This window comes from Streptomyces sp. BBFR25 (assembly GCF_044590125.1).
Lineage (GTDB): Bacteria > Actinomycetota > Actinomycetes > Streptomycetales > Streptomycetaceae > Streptomyces > Streptomyces canus_D.
This window is the reverse complement of the sequence record NZ_CP172447.1, coordinates 178,969-198,397: the sequence shown is the minus strand read 5'-3', so window position 1 is coordinate 198,397 and position 19,429 is coordinate 178,969. Positions and strand designations below refer to the sequence as shown.

16 protein-coding genes and 4 pseudogenes are annotated in these 19,429 nt (G+C 69.2%); 11 read left to right on the top strand and 9 right to left on the bottom strand.

The window, feature by feature from the left end:
* Nucleotides 1-75: 75 nt before the first annotated feature.
* Nucleotides 76-2,835: an AAA family ATPase gene (locus ACGH52_RS00855; RefSeq protein WP_399936765.1), complete on the top strand. Its 2,760-nt coding sequence runs from the start codon at nt 76-78 to the stop codon at nt 2,833-2,835.
* Nucleotides 2,836-3,638: 803 nt separating this feature from the next.
* Here ACGH52_RS00855 and ACGH52_RS00850 read toward each other — a convergent pair.
* Entirely contained in the window at nt 3,639-4,553 is a 915-nt protein-coding gene (locus ACGH52_RS00850) for an MBL fold metallo-hydrolase (RefSeq protein WP_399936763.1), read from the bottom strand.
* 414 nt (nt 4,554-4,967) lie between these two features.
* The gene (locus ACGH52_RS00845; RefSeq protein ID WP_399936761.1) at nt 4,968-5,597 is read right to left on the bottom strand and encodes a cysteine hydrolase family protein; all 630 of its coding nucleotides are present in this window, start codon (nt 5,595-5,597) and stop codon (nt 4,968-4,970) included.
* Between the two features lie 261 nt (nt 5,598-5,858).
* Here ACGH52_RS00845 and ACGH52_RS00840 point away from each other — a divergent pair, with 261 nt between their 5' ends.
* Together ACGH52_RS00840 and ACGH52_RS00835 are read left to right on the top strand one after the other, a co-directional pair.
* The gene (locus ACGH52_RS00840; protein ID WP_399936759.1) at nt 5,859-6,134 is read left to right on the top strand and encodes an SMP-30/gluconolactonase/LRE family protein; all 276 of its coding nucleotides are present in this window, start codon (nt 5,859-5,861) and stop codon (nt 6,132-6,134) included.
* A 425-nt stretch (nt 6,135-6,559) separates the two neighbouring features.
* Nucleotides 6,560-7,297, top strand: a complete 738-nt coding sequence (locus tag ACGH52_RS00835) for an SDR family NAD(P)-dependent oxidoreductase (RefSeq protein WP_399936757.1) — start codon at nt 6,560-6,562, stop codon at nt 7,295-7,297.
* Between the two features lie 287 nt (nt 7,298-7,584).
* On the opposite strand, the gene ACGH52_RS00830 is transcribed toward ACGH52_RS00835, so the two are convergent.
* The gene (locus tag ACGH52_RS00830; RefSeq protein WP_399936755.1) at nt 7,585-9,510 is read right to left on the bottom strand and encodes an N-acetylmuramoyl-L-alanine amidase; all 1,926 of its coding nucleotides are present in this window, start codon (nt 9,508-9,510) and stop codon (nt 7,585-7,587) included.
* A gap of 352 nt (nt 9,511-9,862) precedes the next feature.
* On the opposite strand from ACGH52_RS00830, the gene ACGH52_RS00825 reads away from it, so the two are divergent.
* From ACGH52_RS00825 to ACGH52_RS00805, 5 genes are all read left to right on the top strand, one after another.
* Entirely contained in the window at nt 9,863-10,060 is a 198-nt protein-coding gene (locus ACGH52_RS00825) for a DUF6207 family protein (protein ID WP_399946595.1), read from the top strand.
* Nucleotides 10,038-10,091 carry a hypothetical protein gene (locus ACGH52_RS00820; protein ID WP_399946592.1) on the top strand — a complete coding sequence of 18 codons (54 nt, stop codon included), beginning with the start codon at nt 10,038-10,040 and terminating at the stop codon, nt 10,089-10,091. Before ACGH52_RS00825 ends, ACGH52_RS00820 begins: the two co-directional genes overlap by 23 nt.
* A 146-nt stretch (nt 10,092-10,237) precedes the next feature.
* On the top strand, nt 10,238-10,381 hold the full coding sequence (locus ACGH52_RS00815) for a hypothetical protein (RefSeq protein WP_399936753.1): 144 nt from the start codon (nt 10,238-10,240) through the stop codon (nt 10,379-10,381).
* Between the two features lie 570 nt (nt 10,382-10,951).
* A complete protein-coding gene (locus ACGH52_RS00810) occupies nt 10,952-11,122 on the top strand; it encodes a hypothetical protein (protein ID WP_238696687.1) in 171 nt (56 codons plus the stop codon).
* A 614-nt stretch (nt 11,123-11,736) separates the two neighbouring features.
* Nucleotides 11,737-12,516 carry a helix-turn-helix domain-containing protein gene (locus tag ACGH52_RS00805; RefSeq protein WP_399936750.1) on the top strand — a complete coding sequence of 260 codons (780 nt, stop codon included), beginning with the start codon at nt 11,737-11,739 and terminating at the stop codon, nt 12,514-12,516.
* Here ACGH52_RS00805 and ACGH52_RS00800 read toward each other — a convergent pair.
* Nucleotides 12,495-12,917, bottom strand: coding sequence for a hypothetical protein (locus tag ACGH52_RS00800; protein ID WP_399936748.1), 423 nt, complete (start codon nt 12,915-12,917; stop codon nt 12,495-12,497). The two genes, ACGH52_RS00805 and ACGH52_RS00800, sit on opposite strands and share 22 nt — an antisense overlap.
* Nucleotides 12,918-13,057: 140 nt before the next feature.
* Here ACGH52_RS00800 and ACGH52_RS00795 point away from each other — a divergent pair.
* Both ACGH52_RS00795 and ACGH52_RS00790 read left to right on the top strand, forming a co-directional pair.
* Nucleotides 13,058-13,224, top strand: a pseudogene (locus ACGH52_RS00795) (IS5/IS1182 family transposase); the annotation flags it as partial.
* A 393-nt stretch (nt 13,225-13,617) separates the two neighbouring features.
* On the top strand, nt 13,618-14,229 hold the full coding sequence (locus ACGH52_RS00790) for a hypothetical protein (RefSeq protein WP_399936746.1): 612 nt from the start codon (nt 13,618-13,620) through the stop codon (nt 14,227-14,229).
* A 523-nt stretch (nt 14,230-14,752) separates the two neighbouring features.
* Here the strand turns inward: ACGH52_RS00790 and ACGH52_RS00785 are convergent.
* Nucleotides 14,753-15,697, bottom strand: a pseudogene (locus tag ACGH52_RS00785) (GlxA family transcriptional regulator); the annotation flags it as partial.
* Between the two features lie 187 nt (nt 15,698-15,884).
* Between ACGH52_RS00785 and ACGH52_RS00780 the strand changes: the two are divergent.
* The gene (locus ACGH52_RS00780; protein ID WP_399936744.1) at nt 15,885-17,135 is read left to right on the top strand and encodes a cytochrome P450; all 1,251 of its coding nucleotides are present in this window, start codon (nt 15,885-15,887) and stop codon (nt 17,133-17,135) included.
* 266 nt (nt 17,136-17,401) lie between these two features.
* Here the strand turns inward: ACGH52_RS00780 and ACGH52_RS00775 are convergent, their stop codons facing one another.
* From ACGH52_RS00775 to ACGH52_RS00760, 4 genes and pseudogenes are all read right to left on the bottom strand, one after another.
* Nucleotides 17,402-17,908, bottom strand: coding sequence for a tetratricopeptide repeat protein (locus ACGH52_RS00775; RefSeq protein ID WP_399946589.1), 507 nt, complete (start codon nt 17,906-17,908; stop codon nt 17,402-17,404).
* 48 nt (nt 17,909-17,956) lie between these two features.
* A pseudogene (locus ACGH52_RS00770) lies at nt 17,957-18,148 on the bottom strand (IS5/IS1182 family transposase); the annotation flags it as partial.
* A gap of 49 nt (nt 18,149-18,197) precedes the next feature.
* Nucleotides 18,198-18,410, bottom strand: a complete 213-nt coding sequence (locus ACGH52_RS00765) for an alpha/beta hydrolase (RefSeq protein ID WP_399936742.1) — start codon at nt 18,408-18,410, stop codon at nt 18,198-18,200.
* Nucleotides 18,411-18,767: 357 nt separating this feature from the next.
* A pseudogene (locus ACGH52_RS00760) lies at nt 18,768-19,370 on the bottom strand (IS3 family transposase); the annotation flags it as partial.
* Nucleotides 19,371-19,429: the final 59 nt, after the last annotated feature.

The following is a 19,429-nucleotide window of genomic DNA, read 5'->3' as shown; positions in this document are numbered from 1 at the left end:
CAGCGCGGGACGTGCGACACCGGCAGGAGTAGGCTCGTCGCTGTCACTGCCTTCTGGTCCAGTGCGGGGTGCGTGGTGCTCGGTCGCAGCCGTGAACGTCAGACCGTGGAACAACTGGCGGCGCAAGTACGGGCCGGCCGCAGCGCCGCCCTTGTGGTGCGGGGAGAGGCCGGTATCGGCAAGACCGCACTCCTCGACCACTTGGCGGCCCACGCGCAGGGCTGCCGCACGCTTCGTGCCGCGGGCAGCGAGGCCGAGATGGAGCTGCCGTTCGCCGGACTCCACCAGCTCTGCGGCCCCCTGCTCGACGACGCCGACCACCTCTCCACCCCCCAGCGCGAAGCACTCGACGTGGCGTTCGGTCTCGCCGCCGGCCCCGCCCCGAACGCGTTCCTCCTTGGTCTGGCGACGCTGAACACGGTCGCGGAGGCGGCCCGGGAGAGACCGCTGATCTGCCTGGTGGACGACGCACAGTGGCTCGACCGCGCGTCCGTGCAGGTGCTCGGGTTCGTCGCCCGGCGCCTGCAAGCGGAATCGGTCGGTCTCGTCTTCGCCGTGCGGGAGCCTGACACCGAGGGGATGCTCGAGGGTCTGCCGGCGCTGACGCTCGAAGGACTGCCGGAGGACGAAGCCCTGGCCCTGCTGCGCTCGGTGATACCCGGACCGATCGACGCGCACGTCCGCAGCCGGATCCTCGCCGAAGCACGGGGCAATCCGCTCGCCCTGATGGAACTGCCGCGCGGCATCACCATGGCCGATCTGGGCGGCGGCTTCCCCCGCCGGGCGTCGCAGCCTTCGGCGAGCCGCATCGAAGAGAGCTTCCGTGACCGGATCGGGTCCCTGCCGCCCGCCACGCGGCGCCTGCTGCTCCTCGCGGCGGCCGAACCGCTCGGTGACGTCACCCTGCTGCGTCGAGGAGCGGAGCAGCTCGGTATCGACATGGACGCGGCGTCACCGGCCCTGGCGCTCGGACTGATTGAGATCGGCGGCCGGGTCCGCTTCCGCCATCCGCTCGTGCGCTCGGCCTGCTACGACCATGCGGACGAGTACGACCGCACCGAGGCCCACCGCGCCCTGGCCGAGGCCACCGACCCGGTGCTGGACGCGGACCGCCGGGCCTGGCACCGCGCCCTGGCCACCGTGCTCCCCGACGAGGACGTGGCCGCCGAGCTGGTGAGGTGCGCCGACCGGGCACGCGCAAGGGGCGGGCTCGCCGCGGCGGCGGCCTTCTTCGAACGCGCCACGGAGCTGACCTTGGACCGTACGACGCGGTGCGCGCGTGCCCTGACGGCCGCCGAGGCGGCATTCGACGCGGCATCGGTCGACTCCGCCTATCACCTGGCCAGAGCGGCGGAGGCCGGCCCCCTCGACCCTCTCCAGTCCGCCCGGGTGCGGCGGTTGCACGCGCGGATCGTCTTTGCCCGCAGCCGCGGCAGCGAGGCCGCCCCGCTCTTCCTGGAGGCAGCCGACCGCCTGGCACCGCTCGATGCGGCGCTGACCCGCGAGACGTGTCTCGAGGCCTTGGCGGCGGCCATCTACGCCGGGCGACTGGGCGGCGGGACAACCGTACGGGAGGCGGCGGACTTCGCCCGGGCCGCTCCTCGCGTGCCCGGCCCGCCCAGCCGCGTGGACCACATCCTCGAGGGGGTCTCGACGCGGTTCACGGCCGGTTACGCCGCCGCCGTGGAACCGCTCAGGGGGGCTCTGCGGGCCTTCCAGCGGGAAGCCGGAGGCGGACACGTGGACACCGCCCGCTGGCTGTGGCTGGCCTGCCCCGTGGCTCCCGAACCCATCGCGCCGGAGCTGTGGGACGACGAGGCGTGGCACAACCTGGCGGACAGCGCGGTCCGGCTCGCCCGCGGTGCCGGCGCGCTCGTGTCGCTCCCCGTCGCGCTCACCTACCGGGCCGGCGTGCACCTGCAGGCCGGTGAGTTCGCCGAGGCGTCCGCCCTGATCGACGAGGCGGACGCGCTGAGCACGGCCACCGGCAACGCCCCGCCGGACTACACCTCACTGTTGCTGGTCGCCTGGCGCGAGGACGAGTACCAAGCGAAGAAGGCGATCGACGAGGCGGTTCGGACGGCAACCGACAAGGGCCAGGGACGGGCCCTCGGGCTGGCTCACCACGTGACCGCCGTCCTGTACAACGGCCTGTCCCGGCACGGCGCCGCGCTCACCGGTGCCCAGCGGGCCTGCGAGTACGAGGACTTCGGCTTCTTCGGCTGGTACCTCGTCGAGCTGGTGGAGGCGGGCGCGCGCAGCGGTGCGCAGGACGCTGCGCACGACGCCCTGGACCGGCTCACCGGGACGACGGAGGCCGCCGGGACGAACTGGGCGCTGGGGGTGCAGGCGCGTTCGCGTGCGTTGTTGGAGAAGGAGGGAAACGCCGAGAAGTCCTATCGGGAGGCCGTCGACCGGCTGAGCCGTACCCGGCTACGGGTCGAACTGGCCCGCGCGCACCTCGTGTACGGGGAGTGGCTGCGGCGGGAGAACCGAAGGGGCGACGCCCGGGAACAGCTGCGGACGGCGTACGACATGTTCACCGACTTCGGCGCGAGCGGGTACGCGGCCCGTGCCGTCGGCGAGTTGCGGGCCACCGGAGAGACGGTGGCGCGGCGTGGCACGGCGGCCGGGGCGGCCCTGACCCCGCAGGAGGCGCACATCGCTGGGCTCGCCCGGGACGGGCTGACCAACCCGGAGATCGGTGCGCAACTGTTCCTCAGCCCGCACACGGTCGAGTGGCACCTGCGCAAGGTGTTCGCCAAACTCGGGATCAGCTCCAGACGGCAACTGCGCACGGTCCTCGCCGAACGGCCGACGACGGCACCCGCCTGAACGGGAGGCCCGCACGGAGGCACATGCATGGGGCCGTGACCGGAGGAACCGGTCTGGTGGGGAAGTCTGCCGCCCACCCCTGGGGATGATCTTCGAGTTGATCACGCCGGAGAGGCCGGGCGCGGAGAGCACGCCGCCGTCGCACAAAGGTCACCGGTACCCGGCCGAGGGCCGTCACCCTTGCGTGGCTGTATCACCGCTTCCCCTCTCAGCTTCCGCGAGGTCGAGTCATTCATGCCCGAGCGGCGGATCGTCGGCTCCCACCGACCTGGACGGGATGTGGTGTCAGGGCGTGGGTGGCCCCGGCCCGGGCCTTCGGTCGCGAGATGCCACCGAAGGCGGTCTCCGGCCCGAGGGGGTCTGCCGCTGCTGAACGGCTCATGATCCTCATGGTCAGTGAATGTCACAGCCGCTGCGGAAGGCGTACATCGACGCATGGGCCAAGTCCCTGCACATGCGGGGGACGGGGCAACCTACCCCGCGCAGTCACCGACGGAGCGCATCAATCTCATCTACGCGACCCGTAAGGTGACGCCCCCGGTCACTCAGGTACTCAGCGGCGACCCGACGGCATCGGAGCACCGTCCGCTCCTCAGCAAGGTGCTTATCGAGCCGTAGGGACATCTCGCAGAGAGCCGCGAGGTGCACGGCATGATTACCGGACACCGGACACCGGACACCGGGCGATGGCGTCGAACGCGCCGCCAGGCGGCGGTGCGGGCAGGCTGCGGCGCTTGCCGCATCCGGCCCGCATCCGCCCCCGTCCAGGACCTAGCTGACGGAATCGGCGGCGACGCCGAGGCTCAGTAGTCCCAGACCGTCGGCACGAAACGGAAGGCGTTGCCGGCGGTCGCCACGTGGCAGACGGACGGGAAGGGCAGGTGGCTGGCCATCAGGTGCTCACCGCTCGCCGCCATCTCGCTCAGCAGACGCATCCGGACCCGAGCCGATTCCTCAGGGTCGTGTTCGAAGCCGTTGTACCAGCCGGGCTGGTCGAACCCGCACTGGAACACGGCGTCGCCGGCGAACGTCAGGCGCTGTCCGCCCGACTCAAGGCGGACGATGCTGTGGCCAGGAGTGTGACCGCCAGTACGCTCGATCAGCACGCCCGGCGCCACCTCGAATTCGCTCTCGAACGGCCGCAACTGGCCGCGGTACACATCCAGGAACCGCGAGGCGGTCGTGACAAGAGTCTCGGGCACCGGCGCCGGCATGGCGGTGCGGGAGAAGTCGGGCGCTTGCCAGAACTCGGCTTCGGCGGCGGCCAGGTGGACGCGAAGATCCTTGCGCAGTCGGCCCCTCAGGCCCTCGACGAGCAGTCCCCCGATGTGGTCCATGTGCAAGTGGGTGAGCACCACGTCGGTCACGGACGCGGGATCGATCCCGGCGGCGTCCAGCCTCATGGCCAACTGCCCGGCCCGGGGGAAGCCCGGGAACTCCGTACCCAGCCCGGAGTCGATGAGGATGGTCCGGTCCCCACTCCGCACCACCGACACGTTCAGCGGGTAGTCGATCACCTCGGGCGGCAGGAAGTTGTCACTGAGCCAGGCCGACAGCTCGGCTTTGGCGGCGTTGGTGGCCAGCGTCGCGGGGTTGATCGCCAGCACCCCGTCGCTGATCACTGTGACATCGATGTCCCCGACCTTCAGCGCGTAGCGCGACGGAACTGCTTCGTCCCTCATCGGTGCGTCCGGGTGTGCGACGTTGATCTGGTTCATGTTGTCGTCCTTTGGAGAGCGTCGACCGAAGCCATCGACGAAGTGACGAGGTCACTCCGTCCTACTCTCTCCACGACAGTTCGCGATCAAAGCTTGTGACGGCCCATCACGCAACCCACACCAATGTGTGAAACCCACCGCAACGAACTCACATCATGTTCACGTCGGTGTCATGGGCGGGATGCCGCCGGTGCCCCGAACCGTTCAAGCGGCGTCAGGACGGCCGGGTGCGGCAACCGTGGTGGACCTGGGCCGGCAGGCCATGGAGCCGGTTGGGCACGCGGGCCGTTTCCCCGGCCGGGTCGTCGTCGAAGCCGACGATCGTCGGACAGACGACCGGACACATCCCTTGTGGCACCTCATCCAGGTCGTGGTACGTCGTGGAACCGATCCGACGCCCAGGCCCCCGGTGGTTCAGGTGAGGGCCGCGCGGACGGCCTTCAGGTACTGATCGACGTCGTAGACGGCATGCGAGATGGCCGGATAGCGTTTGATCATCGCGTCGTAGGCCTCGGGCCCCGCGTCCGATGCGGTGGCGTCGGTGAACGTGGTCACGTGGTAGCCGCGCTCCATGCAGCTACGGGCCGTGGACTCGACGCACATGGTGCCGATCATCCCGGCGACGGCGATGTATTCCACCCCGTGCTGACGGAGCTGCACGTCGAGGTCGGTCGTGGCCAGGACGTCGATGTTCTTGTGCGGAGCGATGACGACCTCGCCCCGGGCGGGAGAGAGGTCCGGGTGGAACTCCGCGCCCCAGCTGCCCTCCTCGAACATGCGGTTCTCGAACATCACCTGGTGGATGCCGGCCGGGCGCTTCCAGGTGGTGTAGTCCTCCTCTGTGTATGACATGGGGGCGAAGAACACCGGGAGGCCCAGTTCGCGCGCCCCTGCCAGCAGTCGCTTGAGGTTGCGGAAGGTGCCGATCCGGTCGAACTCCGCCTGGTAGAACGGGTATCCCTTCCCGTTCTCGTGGAAGACCTCGTTCGTCGTGTCGATGAGGAGCAGCCCGATCCGGCCCGCTTCGTACGGTGTGCTGGTCATGGCGATGCGCTTTCGACGTTGTTGTGACGCTTTTGCCCGAATGACCGACAAGACCCCCGGAGTGTGACACGCCGGACGCCCGAAGCTGTTCGTAGGTACCGCACGGTGTCATACCGTCCCGCTGGGCGCCGTAGAGCCCGTCGCCGGATGCCCTGGCACGTGGATCGCGGCCGCCGGCACGGCCGTCTGCCTCCTCAACCCCAACGGCATCACCCGGTGGCTCGTCACACCCGAGGGGACCACCCCGGGCGGAGCATGCTCATGAACGACGGGGTCGCCGAACCATGGGGCCGCTTCTGGGCGGGCAGCATGGCCTACGACAACACGCCGAACGCCGGCACCCTCTATCGCGTCGACAACGACGGCACCGTCATCCCGCCGTCCGCAGCGGCATGGGCTTCGGCTACACCCACTGCGCCGTCGACGACCACACCCGCCTTCCTCCGCCGGGCCGTCGCCTTCTTCACCGCGCACGGCAGCGACCACAGCAGCCCTGGCAGCCTTGCCTTCCTGCACACCCACAACCACCACCACTGACACGCGCACTCGGCGGCTGCCACCGATCAGCCGCGTGAAGAACGCTGCTGCACGCCTGATGCCGTGGCCTGCCCGAACGTACCGCCGCGGCGGGACCAGTCGTCGTCGACGACAGGCCGGGCCTGTGCCGCCTTGAGGGCTCCCCCTCCGCGGGTAATAGGGGGCTAAAAAATCTCACGACCGGTCACAAGGCCGAACATTCTCCGGTCTCAGTGAATGCGAGCGTGAAGCGTTCCCCTCGGACTGGCGGGGCGGTGTTCCCGGCCCGTCTGTCATCACCTGCCGTGCATGCCGGACGGACGTCCGGGAGAGCGGGGACGGCTCGTGGATGCCTACGCCGTGCAGGGACAGGGATGTCAGACGGCGGGCGGCCAACCAACAAACACGCGGCATGTCGCCGCATGGCCCACCCTTTCGGAGGAGATATGAGCACCACCCTCGACACCAAGGTCGCCCTAGTTACAGGTGCCTCCTCCGGCATCGGCCGCGCGACCGCGCTCGCCCTGTCCGAGGCGGGAGCCAAGGTTGCCGTCGGCGGCCGCCGGGCCGGCCGCATCGCCGGCCTGGTCGAGGAAGCGCCCGGCGAGATGCTGGCGCTCGACATGGACGTCACCGACCCCCAGTCCGTACGGGACGCCGTCGAGGCGACCGTGGACCGTTTCGGCGCCCTGGACGTCGTGGTGAACAACGCGGGGCTCATGCTGAACGGTCTGGTCCTGGACGCGGACACGACGCAGTGGACCCGCATGATCGAGACCAACCTGCTCGGCTCGATGTACACGGTCCACGCCTCACTGCCCCACCTGCTGGAGTCGAAGGGCACTGTCGTGCAGATATCCTCCACGTCGGGACGCACATCGTCGGCCGGGACCGGCGCTTACTCGGCGACCAAGTTCGGCATCACCGCGTTCTCGGAAGCGCTGCGTCAGGAGGTCACGGAGCAGGGCGTGCGCGTCGTCGTGATCGAGCCTGGCTTCGTCTCCACCGAGTTGATCAGCCACTCCACCAACCCCGCCAGCAGGGCCATGGCCAAGAAGCTGGCCGAGTCCATGCGGACCCTTCGGGCCGACGACATCGCGGCCGCCGTGCTGTACGCGGTCACCCAACCTCACCACGTCGCCGTCAACGAGATCCTCGTGCGCCCGACCGACCAGGCGCGCTGATCGACCGGCTGCCACGAAGCCACTGCACCCCCCCGGTCGCCGGGCCGTCGCGTGGACGCAACGGTCCTGAACGACTGTCCAGCTGCCAGCTACCCAGGCGCAACCGCTCTTCGCACGCGTCGATGATGGCGCCCCACGTGATGAAGCGGACCGTGACCCGATTGACCACGCTGCCCGGAATGGACAGCCCACCCGCGCCCCACGCGGGCGCGGGGCGCGGGTGGGCCTGTGGCGAGTGCTCGGTTCAGGTGCCGCGAGCGCTCGGCATCCGTACGGCCGGGCGGGAACTACCGCCGCCTGGCGTTGACCTCGTCCGCGTGTATCAGCGCGGTCTTGTGGCTGTACTGGATCGTGTACATCTTCTTCGCGCCGAAGACGACCTTGCCGCTGGAGGGGAAGAAGTCGTCGGTGAGCGCGGGTGCCGCCGTGGCCACGTACGCCTGCCCGGCGGGCACGCCGTACATGCTCAGCGGGGCCTGCGTCGAGGGCGAGAGGCCCTCGGGGTACTCGTTAGCGTCCGGGTAGCTGGTCCCGAAGACCTTCAAAGCCTCGGTGCCGGCCGGCCGGACGACGGTGACGCCGTGGGCGGGGATGGTGACGCTGCCGCGCGGGTTGTGGAACCACACCTTGCTGCCGCTGTACCAGATCGCGGTCCAGTCGCGCTTCTTGTCGGCGACGACGAACTGCTGGCCGGCCTGGGCGGCGGCTCCCCAGTCGCTGATCCGGTCGGTACCGGGCTCGTTGGGGTGGATCGACTGTTCGCCGAACAGCGGTGCGTCGGCGCGCGGTTCGGTGCGCAGGGGCACGAAGTTCGCCGGCCGGTTCACCGTCGAGCACTCCTCGGTGGTGCCGCTGCCGTCGTCCTGCGGGCACAGCTCCATGGTCTGCTCGTTGTCGGTGAAGCCCGGCGCGATGGTCACGGCCGAACCCACCGGACCGACGCCGTGCCGTCCCCGCAGCGGTGCCCCGACCAGGGACATGAAGCGCTCCCAGTCCCAGGAGGGTCCCGGGTCCCAGTGCTGGTCGTTGGTGAACCGGTCGGCCGGGGCCAGGACGTTGTCGTGCCCGACGATGTGCTGCCGGTCCACCGGGATGTCGAACCGCTTGGACAGGTACTTCACCAGCTCCGCGGTGGCGCGGTACTGCGACTCGGTGTACCAGGTCGCGCCGCGCGCGGCGTAGCCCTCGTGCTCGATGCCGATCGAGTGCAGGTTGGTGGAGTAGTTGCCCGCGTGGAAGCCCAGGTTCTTGGTGGGCACCATCTGGGTCACCGCGCCGTCGGAGGACCGCACCACGTAGTGCGCCGACGTGGAGCTGGTCGGGTCCTGGAACGTGGCGATCGCCGACTCGTAGGACGACTCGGTGTCGTGGATCACGATCTGGTCGATCCGGACCCCGTTCGCCGGCCGGTTCGAGGCCTGCCCGTTGCCCGGGGCCGCCGGGACGAAGGTGCAGTCCACGGTAGGCGGGCACTCGGGGTCCGTGGACGCCGGGGCGCTGGGCAGCTTGAGTGAGGTCACCTGGGAGGTGGCCGGGTCGACCTGCTTGTCGGCGCTGAGCCGCACGGTCTCGCCCGCGTCCGTCTTGCGGGCGGCACCCTTCTTCATGGTCTCGAAGACTCGGTCCGCGAACGCCGAGGCGCCCTGGCGCACCGTGGCCTGGCTGTACCGGGCGACGGCGCCGTACCAGTCGTCCGGGTTCTCGGAGGTCTTGCCGTTCAGCTCTTTCTGGTACGAGGCCAGGAGCGCGGCGCCCGCCCGGATGTTGGACGAGGGATCGGTGCGCACCTTGTCGGCTGACAGTCCGGAGAGCTTCGCGGCCCGCTGGAGGGTGTGCTTCGCCGCACCCTTGGCGAGGTGCGCGGCCTCGGCGCGGCCGGCCATGCCCGCCGAGCCGCCGGCGATCATCTCGGGGGTGACATCGGTCAGATGCATGGGGCCGTAGCCGCCCGAGGCGCTGTGCCGCCCCTTGTGGGTGTCCCAGGCCGACTGCTCGTAGGCCACCGCGAGCAGCACCTGCTGGGGGACGTCGTACTCGGCCGCGGCGGCGGCGAAGTCCTTCTGGAGGGCGGGGTCGTCGGCCGGATTGCCCTGTGTGGCCTGGGCCACCACTGGAATGGCGATGGCTCCGGCCACGGCCACGGCCGCCGCGCCGAGCACCACTGGGCGCCGTCGGAGAGCATGTTTCCGACGGGAGGTCGTCTCTCTTGTCATCAACTTCCCAATTCTGGGCAGAGGTGGGGGTCTCATCGACCGTCGGCGGATCAGATATCCACGCCGACCTGGGTCGATGCCCTTTGAACCTAGCAGACGATCTACACGTCGGATCACAACGTTGTGCTTTGGTGCGCCGCCGTTGTCGGACGTCTCGGGCCAGGTGTGGCGTTCAGAACTTCCAGTCGGACCAGCCCGGATGAAGCACCGCCAGGGTGACGCCGCCCTGGGGTCGATGCCCTTTGGGCATAGCAGACGTTTACGCGCCTGGTCACAACGTTGTGTTCACGGGACGCACCCGCTCGGGCGAATACGGGGTCGTGGTAGAGCCCGCCCACCGTGACAGCGCGTGATGCGGGGCAGGAATGCGGTCAACGAAGTGTACGGGTCGGAGCCCGGTTTGGTTGTGGTCGATGTCGCCGCGGCCGGTGACGCGTTCGCGTTCGCGTTCCACACGGTGTCGGCCGCTCGTTGGGCGACCGACCTCGGCGGTAGAACGTACGACGCGGGATGCGGGCCAACCGGGGGTGAGGCTGCGCTGCTACCTTGACCTGCGCCAGACCGAGCCTCCGCCAACTTGAAGTCGCAGCTCAATGGGCTGGTGTGACCGGTGTACGGGGTGCTCATGCCGGTCGTGGGGGACTGTCCGCGGAGTAGATCGCCCGTCAGCACGGTCGGTTCGCCGGTTCCTGCTCGCGCCGGCCGCACGGCCTCTACGATCCGTTGCATGCTGGATCCTGAGCTGCTGGAACGGATCACTGCACGGTGCACCGAACTGGACGAGCTCGAAGAACAGTTGGCCGAGCAGTTGGCGGAGATACGGGCCAAGGGGGACGAACTCGCCGTCGCCGAGAAGGTTTTGAGCGGATGAGCGAGCAGCTCGCCGGCGAGCGTGCCTCGGCCGTGTCAGCGTCCTGGCCCGCCCGGGCTACCGGGAACGCGCGGTGGCGCACCTGCGTGACCTGACCGGCATCCCCACCCTGGACGTGCCACGGCGCCCGCCGGAGCGAGGCTCCGGCGCTCCGGGTAGGGCGAGGCCGTCCACTGGGTCGGCTCCGGCGACTGGACGTTCACGTCGGTGTATGCGCCCGGCGCGTCCTGAGTTCCCCGGCGGCGCGCCCGCATAGCGCTACAGGCCCTGGCCACCGGTCCGCCCTGTGACCCCGTGCGCTCTCGGTCGTTTCCTGACCACCGGGCCGGTGAAGGATGGGAGCCGGAAGACCGCGGGCGAGAGCGTCCGCTGGGGGGAGGTGAAGCGGCTGATCCCGCCCCCTGGCCGTGTGCACGCCCGACGAGGACTCGTGCATGTCGTCGCCCGGCGCGGTCCCCACCGCAGAGTGCAAACGACCGACTCCAACGACTGCGACCCGCTCCCCGGCCTGCAAGCGAAGTAGGGAGTGTCCAATAGACGGCGGATCCGGTGATCAAGGAGACGCCTGAAGTGATCGAGACCATCAGCGAGCACGAGACGGTGGAGGAGCCGGTAGTCGAGTCGGCCGTGGAGAGGGTGTCGGACGAACAGTTGATCTCGATGCTGGTCGACCGGGCCCGTTCCGACGGGCGGCGGCTGACCGGTGAGAGCGGGCTGCGGCAGCAGCTGACCAAGCCCTGAGCATCGTCACAGACCTCGAACAGGCTGCTACCTCAGTGGCGAGCGGGAGGGCAGGCGCACCCGCTACACCCTCCACTCGGACGGCACCCTCCGCCATCCAGCAGAGGCACACCTGCCCATCCAGGGACTGCTGGAGGTCGCCGCCCGCCACGACAGCGTGCGCTGATCCGCACCATGACCGGCTACACAGCGCCGCACCTTGCCATGGCCTCATCAGCAGGAACAGCCACTGACATCCGTCTCCGACCGCGCGTCGGCGCCGCTTTCAAGTGGCACGTGAGTCCCCTGGCCGACAGCAAGAACCACCCATCGCCTTGAGGCTGGTGACGCTCATGCCTGCGATGCCTTCTTGACGAGCCGGACATCACCCACGCCCACCAGTTAGGTCTGGTCAAGCTCTTGGCTGACGGGCCCGCGGTGCAGATTCTCGCCGATGCCGACTACCAGGGTCTGGGCGTGCAGACCAGCGGCCGGGCGGTGACACCACCGCATCGCAATTCCGGTCGGAAGCAGTACACCGATGTCCATGTCGGCAATGTTCAGGACCTGTGCAAGTGGCGACAATTCCCTGCGGGGAATGGCCTGGGACCCTGCGCCGCCGATACAACAGGCCCGTGGACTTCCCTCGTGCGCTTCGTGAACGTCGTACCCGCCGTCATGTCAGCCAGCTCGATCTGGCGCTGCGAGCGGGCACCACCCAGCGCCACCTCAGCTTCATTGAATCCGGCAGGTCTGTCCCGGGCCGGAACATGGTCGTGCGCCTGGCCGAGTCGCTGGAGCTGCCGCTGCGGGAGCGCAACGAACTGCTGCTGGCCGCCGGGTATGCGCCCGCCTACCCGGAAAGTTCACTGGACGATCCGGTGCTGGCCCCCGTGCGCACGGCGATCGACCACATCCTCCGCGGGCATCTGCCGTATCCGGCGCTGGTTGTGGACCGAGGCGGTGACCTGATCGCCGCGAACGCCGCATTCGACCTGATCACCGAGGGCGCGGCTGACGAGCTGGTGGGTCCCGGCACGAATATTTACCGCCTGGCGCTGCATCCCGACGGACTGGCTCCCCGCATCCTCAACCTCGCCGAGTGGGCGCGCCACATCCTGGTGCGCCTTGGCCATCTGGAGGAGTTGCGCGCCGAGCTCACCGGGTACGTTCCCGAGCTGGAGCCGTCCGCCGGGCAACTCGGTTTCGCGGTGCCACTCCGCCTGCGGTCCTCGTACGGTGAGCTCCGCCTGATGACGACTGTGACGACCTTCGCGACCGCTGTCGACGTGACGCTTACCGAGCTGAAGCTGGAGGCGTTCCTGCCGACCGACCCGACGACGGCCGAGGCTCTCTCAGCAGCCGCCGGGGCAATGGGTTTTGCTGCCGCCGCTCAGGAGCCCGGGAACATGTAATCGGTCTTGATGCGGCCGTTGTCGTCAAGTACGACGATGTCCGAACCACCGCCCACCACGTCGCCGGTTGCGGTGGACACCGCCTCCCAACCGATCCTGACCACGCCGTTGAGACGTATCGCCCCGGGGCGCGCCCGGAACGCGAATCCCTGTTTCTCGACGAACCGCTCGTAGCTTCGCGCCACTCGGGTCTCGATGGCGTCGTATCCCTGTGCCTCCAGAGTCGGGTGGTCGAAGCCGAGCTCCGCGGCGGTCTCCCGTATCTCCGCAGGCGGGTGAAGGATATGGGTGCCGTCCTCGGCCCAGAGTTGCTCGATGGCCGCGCGGCGCTCTACCGCATCGGGCACATTCCATTGAGCCATGTAGCGGTCGGCCAACTGCTGCGGGTCGATTTCGATCATCTTCGTCTCCTTGCGCGGGCAGGTCCATTCGGACCAGATCCTGCGGGGCGCGGTGGAGACCGACAATTCCCTGTAGGGAATGGGACTTTCGAGTCAGAGACGACAGCGGTCATGCGTAGTCTCAGTGGAATGATCACTACGTGAGTGGTGTGATGACGACGTCGGTTCCGTCCTGGATGGTTCCGTTCACTGGGCTGAGCCCGGCGGCTTTCGGCAGCTGGTGGCGCAGCTGCGACGCGAGGGCGCCGACGCGTCCGGTCGGGGACGACCGTGGAAGCTGTCGCTGGAGGACCGAGTGCTGCTGGTGACGCACCAGCCCGATAACCGGCCGCTCCAGCGGCTGGGACGGTTCGTCCGCGTCCACGCTCGGCTTGCCACCAGCCCCGTCTTTGACTGATGCTGGGCAGTAAACATCATGAGGCCGGTCCACCCGGCCCGCGACCGTCCTTGAACTGCTATTGGCTGCAACCGACGCTGTCAAGGACACCCGGCAGAGCTCGCGTTGGCGCGTGGCCTGCCCGCAGGCACCCGGCCGCGGGCGCCGGCTCGGTCGTTCCCGCCCGGACGGCGCCTCAGGGCGGCTTCCGTGATTGGTGACAACCCGTCACGGTTACTGACGATCGGGGAGCGTGGTGCTTGCTGTTGGTGGGTGCCGTGATCGGCTGTGGCTGGCTGAAAAGTGCAGAGAGGGGGAGGGCGAGTGGGGAGGTTCACCGTCGAGCAGCTTCGGGTAGTCGATTTCGTGGAGCACGTGCGGCGACGCCCAGCGAGGTATTTTCTCGTCGACCAGGGCAGTCCCGAGCTTCCCACCGAGGTCCTGCGGGCGGTGGCCTGGGACGCGCTGCACCGTCGCGACGGCAGGCATGGACAGATCAGTATCGAGATCGGATCTGATGTCAGCTTTACCGTGGAGAGCGATCAGCGCCCCGGCGTCGATGAACGGGAGAGGCTTCTGCCGGAATTCTTCGGTTCCCTGCTCGACGTGTTCGACATGCAGCGTTGGGCCCCCTCCGCAGCTGCCGCACTCAGCGTCCGCACGGTCATCGAAGTGTGGCTGGATGGCCACGGCTATCGGCAGGCGCTGGTCGGGATGGACCCGAATGGTCCCAGGGAAGAGTTCATAGCGCCGAAACCGTTCGGAACGCGGACCACGTTCCACCTCGATCCTTCATTCTGCGGTCCGGGCGAGGCCATCGCCTGGGCGCTGCGGCCCGAAGAACTACACGGCGAAGCATGCAAGGGAAGTCGCTCACCCGCGGCGTTTCCGATCCACGATCTTCGCGCGGAGGCTGAGGAGTCACTCAGCGAGTAGGAGTCGTTTTCGCGGAAGGTCGAAGCCCGCGCGGCCGAACATCTGGCGCTTGAGCATCTTCATCCGGTTGACGTGTCCTTCGCCCACGCCTGAGCTCCGGGGCAGGGTGAGGCCGGCGATCACGGCGTCGCGGTCGCGCTCGATGCCCGCGGCGAGGGTATGGAGACTGGGCAGGTCGTCCTGGTGGACGGCCTCGAGTCATTCAGGGAGCCGTTGGCCCTGGCGCTCGGTGAGCATCTGGGCGAAGGACCGGACGTGGCCGGTCAGGGCGTCTGCGGTACGCGGTGTCCGCGACGGTCGGCGCCGCCCGGCAAATGCTGCCGCTGCGGCCCGCCCGGTTTCTGGCGTGGGCGCACCGGGCCGGACTGCTGCGCGTCACCGGGCGCACGTACCAGTTCCGCCACCGATCCCTCCAGAAGTGGTTGATCGACGAGGCACAGCGTCGGCCAGAACCCGAGAAATGACGTCGTCGCATGGGACGGCCTGGTGCCCGTGAGGTCGGGTTGCGTTGGGTCTGAGCTTCTCAGCCCTCGGATCCTGGCTTCCGTGGCGTTGTTCCGGCCGGGCTCGAGGTGCGGAAAGTGCGCCGGTATGCCGACGGGGCGACGCCCGCCTCCGCTGCCAGGTGCCGCCGCAGCGAGGTGGCGGTGGCGAAGCCGACCTCGTGGGCGACGCGTTCCACCGGCAGGTCGCTGGACTCCAGCAGGTGCCGCGCCCGCCGCAACCGTTGCTGGGTCAGCCAGCTGCCGGGGCTCACGCCAGTCTCCTCCCGGAAGCGCCGTGAGAAGGTACGGGCGCTCATAGCCGCGTGCGCGGCCATCTCGTCCAGCGACAGAGGCAGGTCCAGCCGGTGTAGCGCCCAGTCGCGGGTCGGCCCGGTTCCGGTTCCGCTTGTAGGCGGTAGTGGCCGCTCGATGTACTGTGCCTGTCCGCCGTCCCGGTACGGTGGCATGACACAGGTCCGGGCGACCTGGTTGGCCACCTCACTGCCGTGGTCCTGGCGCACCAGGTGCAGGCAGACGTCGACACCGCTCGTCGCCCCCGCGGAGGTCAGCACGTCACCGTGGTCCACGAAGAGCACCCCGGGGTCGAACTCGACGCGGGGAAACAGCTCCTGGAAGTAGTCGGTGAGCGCCCATTGGGTGGTGGCCCGGCGCCCGTCCAGGAGACCGGCGGCCGCCAGAAGGAAGGCGCCTGTGCAGATGGACACCAGTCGGGCGCCGGGACGGACACGGGACAGGGCGGCGAGGGCCGAAGGGTCCGGGGCAGCCGAGGCCGGAGAGATCGCGAACGGGGGGGTGACGACGGTGTCCGCCTCGGCCAGCGCCTCCGGACCGTGCCCGGGGGTGACGGTCAGATCCGAGTCCGTACGCACTGACCGCCCGTCCACGCTCGCGGACAGCACCTCGTAGCGACGGTCGTCGCCCAGCTGGAGGACCCGTTCGAAGTGATGCGTGGCGACGTGTCCTTCGACCTGCTGAAGCGGGTGTGACGCTGAGAGCGGATCCGGTCGGGTGTCACAAGCCGGTCGGCGGCACGGTCAGTTGTACGTGACCGACACCGACCGTCACCCACACCGACACCCGGGCCGTCGGCTCACCGCTCGGACGATTCGAGCTGCTGCCGCCATCCCTGCCGTCCGCCTTGGAGCCTCCATGCCCGAACAGTCGTCGACGCCCCTCGTCCTGGATCCCGCAGCCTCCGACCACCACGCCGAGAACCAGGCGTTACGCGACCGTGGCCCGGCCACCCGTGTGGACCTACTGGGTCTGACCGTCTGGTCGGTGACGGACCCCGCCCTCCTCAAGCAACTGCTCACCAGCACGCAGGTCTCCAAGGACGGCCGCGCCCACTGGCCCGCCTACGCCGACACCGTGTCCACGTGGCCGCTGGCCCTGTGGATCGCTGTCGAGAGCATGTTCACGGCGTACGGCGGCGACCACCGCAGGCTGCGCCGGATGGTCGCGCCGGCCCTCAGCGCCCGCCGCGTCCAGGACCTGCGCCCGACCGTGGAGACAATCGTCACGACGCTCCTCGACGACCTCGAAGCGCGGCCTGCCGGGGAGAGCGTTGACCTGCGCGAACACTTCGCGTACCCGTTGCCCATCGCGGTCCTGGGCCGCCTCATGGGCATCCCCGACAGTCAACTCCAAGGCTTCCGCAACGTGGTGGACGGCGTCTTCGACACCACGGCCACCGCCGCGCAGGCCGCCGAGAACACGGCGTCCCTCTATAAGGCCCTCGACGACCTGATCGCCACCAAGCGCGCCGAACCCGCAGACGACATGACCTCCCTTCTTATCGCCGCCCGCGACGACGAGGGCGACGGCGGCGGTTTCACCGACGGCGAGCTGCGCGACACGCTCCTGCTGATGATCAGCGCCGGTTACGAGACCACGGTGAACGTCATCGACCAGGCGGTCACCGCTCTGCTCACCGAACCCGAACAACTCAGCCACCTCCGCGCGGGCCGGGCGACCTGGGACGACGTCGTGGAGGAGACGCTGCGCCACGAACCCGCCCTCAAGCACCTCCCGCTGCGCTACGCCCTCACGGACATCGCTCTGCCCGACGGCCGGACGATTCCCCGCGGCGAGGCGATCCTCGCCTCCTACGCAGCCGCCAACCGCCACCCCGACTGGCACGGCCCCACCGCCGACCGCTTCGACATCACCCGCCTGAACAAGGACCACCTGGCGTTCGGTCACGGCGTCCACTTCTGCCTGGGCGCCCCGCTGGCCCGGATGGAGGTGGCCACGGCGCTCCGCATGCTCTTCACCCGCTTCCCGGACATCGAACTGGCTGTTCCTGCTCGCGAGTTGCGGACCCTCCCGACCGCGATCGGCAATGGCCACCGGACCCTGCCGGTCCGCCTCCGCCGTATGACCGGTGGGCCCGCCCGCTGACCCGTCCGAACCAGTGCAGGCAGTGCGGAGGCCGTTCCGTACGGAACAGCGCGTCCGCACGCGTGCGTCTCGCCCGTAGCCTTGCCGCCTCACCTGCCCCGGCCCGCACGGCAGCGCTGCGTGTCGTGTGCGCAGCGGATCACGACCTCAACCGGGCCGGCGCGGACCGGCTCGCCTGGTGCTCGTGGATGTCTGATGCGGTTATGCCATCTGTCAAGCAGTCTCAGCCTGTAAGTGTCTCAAGGCTCGGGGCGGCCCTCTTCTGGTCATTCAATGCCGCGTGAGCGCGGACTCATCTGGCCCGGGAAGTGTTCGGCTTGATCGGACCGAGGCATGGAGCGAAGCCGCTCCCTGGCTTCTGTCGCGAGGTCAGCGGCATCCTGCCAGGCGCCGTTCGCCGCGTGCTGGAATCCCTCCTCAGCCCCGGCGCAACCTCCGGAGGCCGCGAGACTATTGCCGAGGTCGATGGCAGCCGTGCCCCCCTTTACCGGATGACCGCTCGCCAAGATCCGACGGTAGACGCTTCTTGCCTCTTGCTCCTGACCGAGCCGGTCCAGCATGACGGCCACCTCGAAAGAGGCGGCGGGCGAGTACTGAGGGTGACCAGTTGCGATGGCGCGTTCGTAGGCTGTGCGGGCGGCATCGACGTCGCCGCTCTGCTGGTACAGACCGGCCTGGTCGGCGGCGGCGAGCTCGGCATCGCCTTCGGCGGCTGCGGCTTGGTACGCCTCACCCACTGACGTCACCGCGTTCCTCGCCAACAGCAGCCCCACCAAGATCAAACCAGCATGTTGATTCCGTGCGAGCCCTTACTGACCGTCTCAGAATGATCGCAAGAGCCGCCGCAGGCAGATGATCGAGCAGGCGAGTTCGAGGAGACCCCGGTGAAGGTCTGTCCGGCGCTCGTAGCGGATGCGCAGGCGCTTGAACTGGTGCAGCCATGCGAACGCGCGCTCGGTTGGGCTCCGGCCGGTGCCCTGACCGCCGGCGAGGCCGGACCGTCGGGGCTGGACCGGCACCGGCGGCGCGTGCGGTGCGCCGCCGGGGGGGGGAGGGGCGTGATCAGCGGGCCCGCGCCGCACAGGTGCGGTCGCTCACGGGCCGCTCGCACGTGGCCAGGGAGGCGACGATCGCGTCCTTCGCGCACTGGTTGCTGCCGTAGGAGTAGACGCAGCGACCGCCCTGGTCGACGGTGATTGTCGTAGCGCGTGAGCCGCCTGCCTGAGGCAGGCGTCGGGCTGCGGCCAGCGGTGTACCGGAGTGTTCGTTCGGCACTGGGACGACATCCGCCGGTCGCCGATGCGTACCTGCGACTCGACCGGGGCGGCCGGCCAGTATGCGCACGGGCCAATGTCGGCTGTCATGGCACCCAGCATCGGGTCAACGGATCCGGTCGACGGCGACCTGCGCCCGGTAGAGCCGGATCGATCGTGGCGAGGCGGTCGGAGGACACGTTCTCTGGGGCGTCCCCGGCACCCTGCGTCAGGGCCGGCCGGCAGTGGAGTGCCGGTGTTGAGGCCTTCCAGAGCCGGGCCACGGTGGTCATGTCTCCGTCGCACACCCCAACGTCAGGGGAATCTTGCCAGGAGCGTGCAGATCGGGACTGCTGCATGATCGGGTGACAGCGGCGGTTTATGCAGCCAGGGCTGCGGGTGGGGTCATGATGGTCTCGTACTCGACGGGGGTCAATCGGCCCAGGCGTCGTTGCCGTCGGCGCCGGTGGTAGGTCCGCTCGATCCAGGTGACGATCGCGATCCGCAATTCCTGGCGGGTGGCCCAGACGCGGCGGTCGAGGACGTTCTTCTGCAGCAGTGCGAAGAAGCTCTCCATGGCGGCGTTGTCGCCGGCGGCCCCGTCCCGGCCCATTGAGCCGACCAGGCCGTGTCGGGTGAGGACGGCGGCGACCTTGCGGGACCGGAGTTGCGATCCGCGGTCGGAGTGCACGATGCATCCCGCAGCGGGACTGCGGCGGGCGACGGCCGACTCCAGCGCGGCCACCGCGAGGCGGGACTTCATCCGGGTGTCGATGGAATAGCCCACGATACGGCCGGAGTACACGTCCTTGACGGCGTACAGATACAGCTTGCCCTCGCCGGTCGCGTGCTCGGTGATGTCCGTGAGCCGCAGCCGGTCGGGCCCGGCTGCGGTGAAGTTCCGCCGCACCAGGTCATCGTGGACCGGTGGCACGGCTTTGGCGTTCTTCCCGCGGCCCCTGCGTTTGCCGAAGGCACTCCACCAGCCCGGCCCGTACAGAGTTTTCACGTCCACGGTGAACGCCCGCACAGCGCAGGGCC

What these genes read in the sequence shown, in the direction of transcription:
- ACGH52_RS00850 (WP_399936763.1), bottom strand. Translation starts at nt 4,553, where the DNA reads ATGAACCAGATCAACGTCGCACACCCGGACGCACCGATGAGGGACGAA.
- ACGH52_RS00815 (WP_399936753.1), top strand. Translation starts at nt 10,238, where the DNA reads ATGCTGGATCCTGAGCTGCTGGAACGGATCACTGCACGGTGCACCGAA.
- ACGH52_RS00835 (WP_399936757.1), top strand. Translation starts at nt 6,560, where the DNA reads ATGAGCACCACCCTCGACACCAAGGTCGCCCTAGTTACAGGTGCCTCC.
- ACGH52_RS00845 (WP_399936761.1), bottom strand. Translation starts at nt 5,597, where the DNA reads ATGACCAGCACACCGTACGAAGCGGGCCGGATCGGGCTGCTCCTCATC.
- ACGH52_RS00800 (WP_399936748.1), bottom strand. Translation starts at nt 12,917, where the DNA reads ATGATCGAAATCGACCCGCAGCAGTTGGCCGACCGCTACATGGCTCAA.
- ACGH52_RS00830 (WP_399936755.1), bottom strand. Translation starts at nt 9,510, where the DNA reads ATGACAAGAGAGACGACCTCCCGTCGGAAACATGCTCTCCGACGGCGC.
- ACGH52_RS00840 (WP_399936759.1), top strand. Translation starts at nt 5,859, where the DNA reads ATGAACGACGGGGTCGCCGAACCATGGGGCCGCTTCTGGGCGGGCAGC.
- ACGH52_RS00780 (WP_399936744.1), top strand. Translation starts at nt 15,885, where the DNA reads ATGCCCGAACAGTCGTCGACGCCCCTCGTCCTGGATCCCGCAGCCTCC.
- ACGH52_RS00825 (WP_399946595.1), top strand. Translation starts at nt 9,863, where the DNA reads ATGCGGGGCAGGAATGCGGTCAACGAAGTGTACGGGTCGGAGCCCGGT.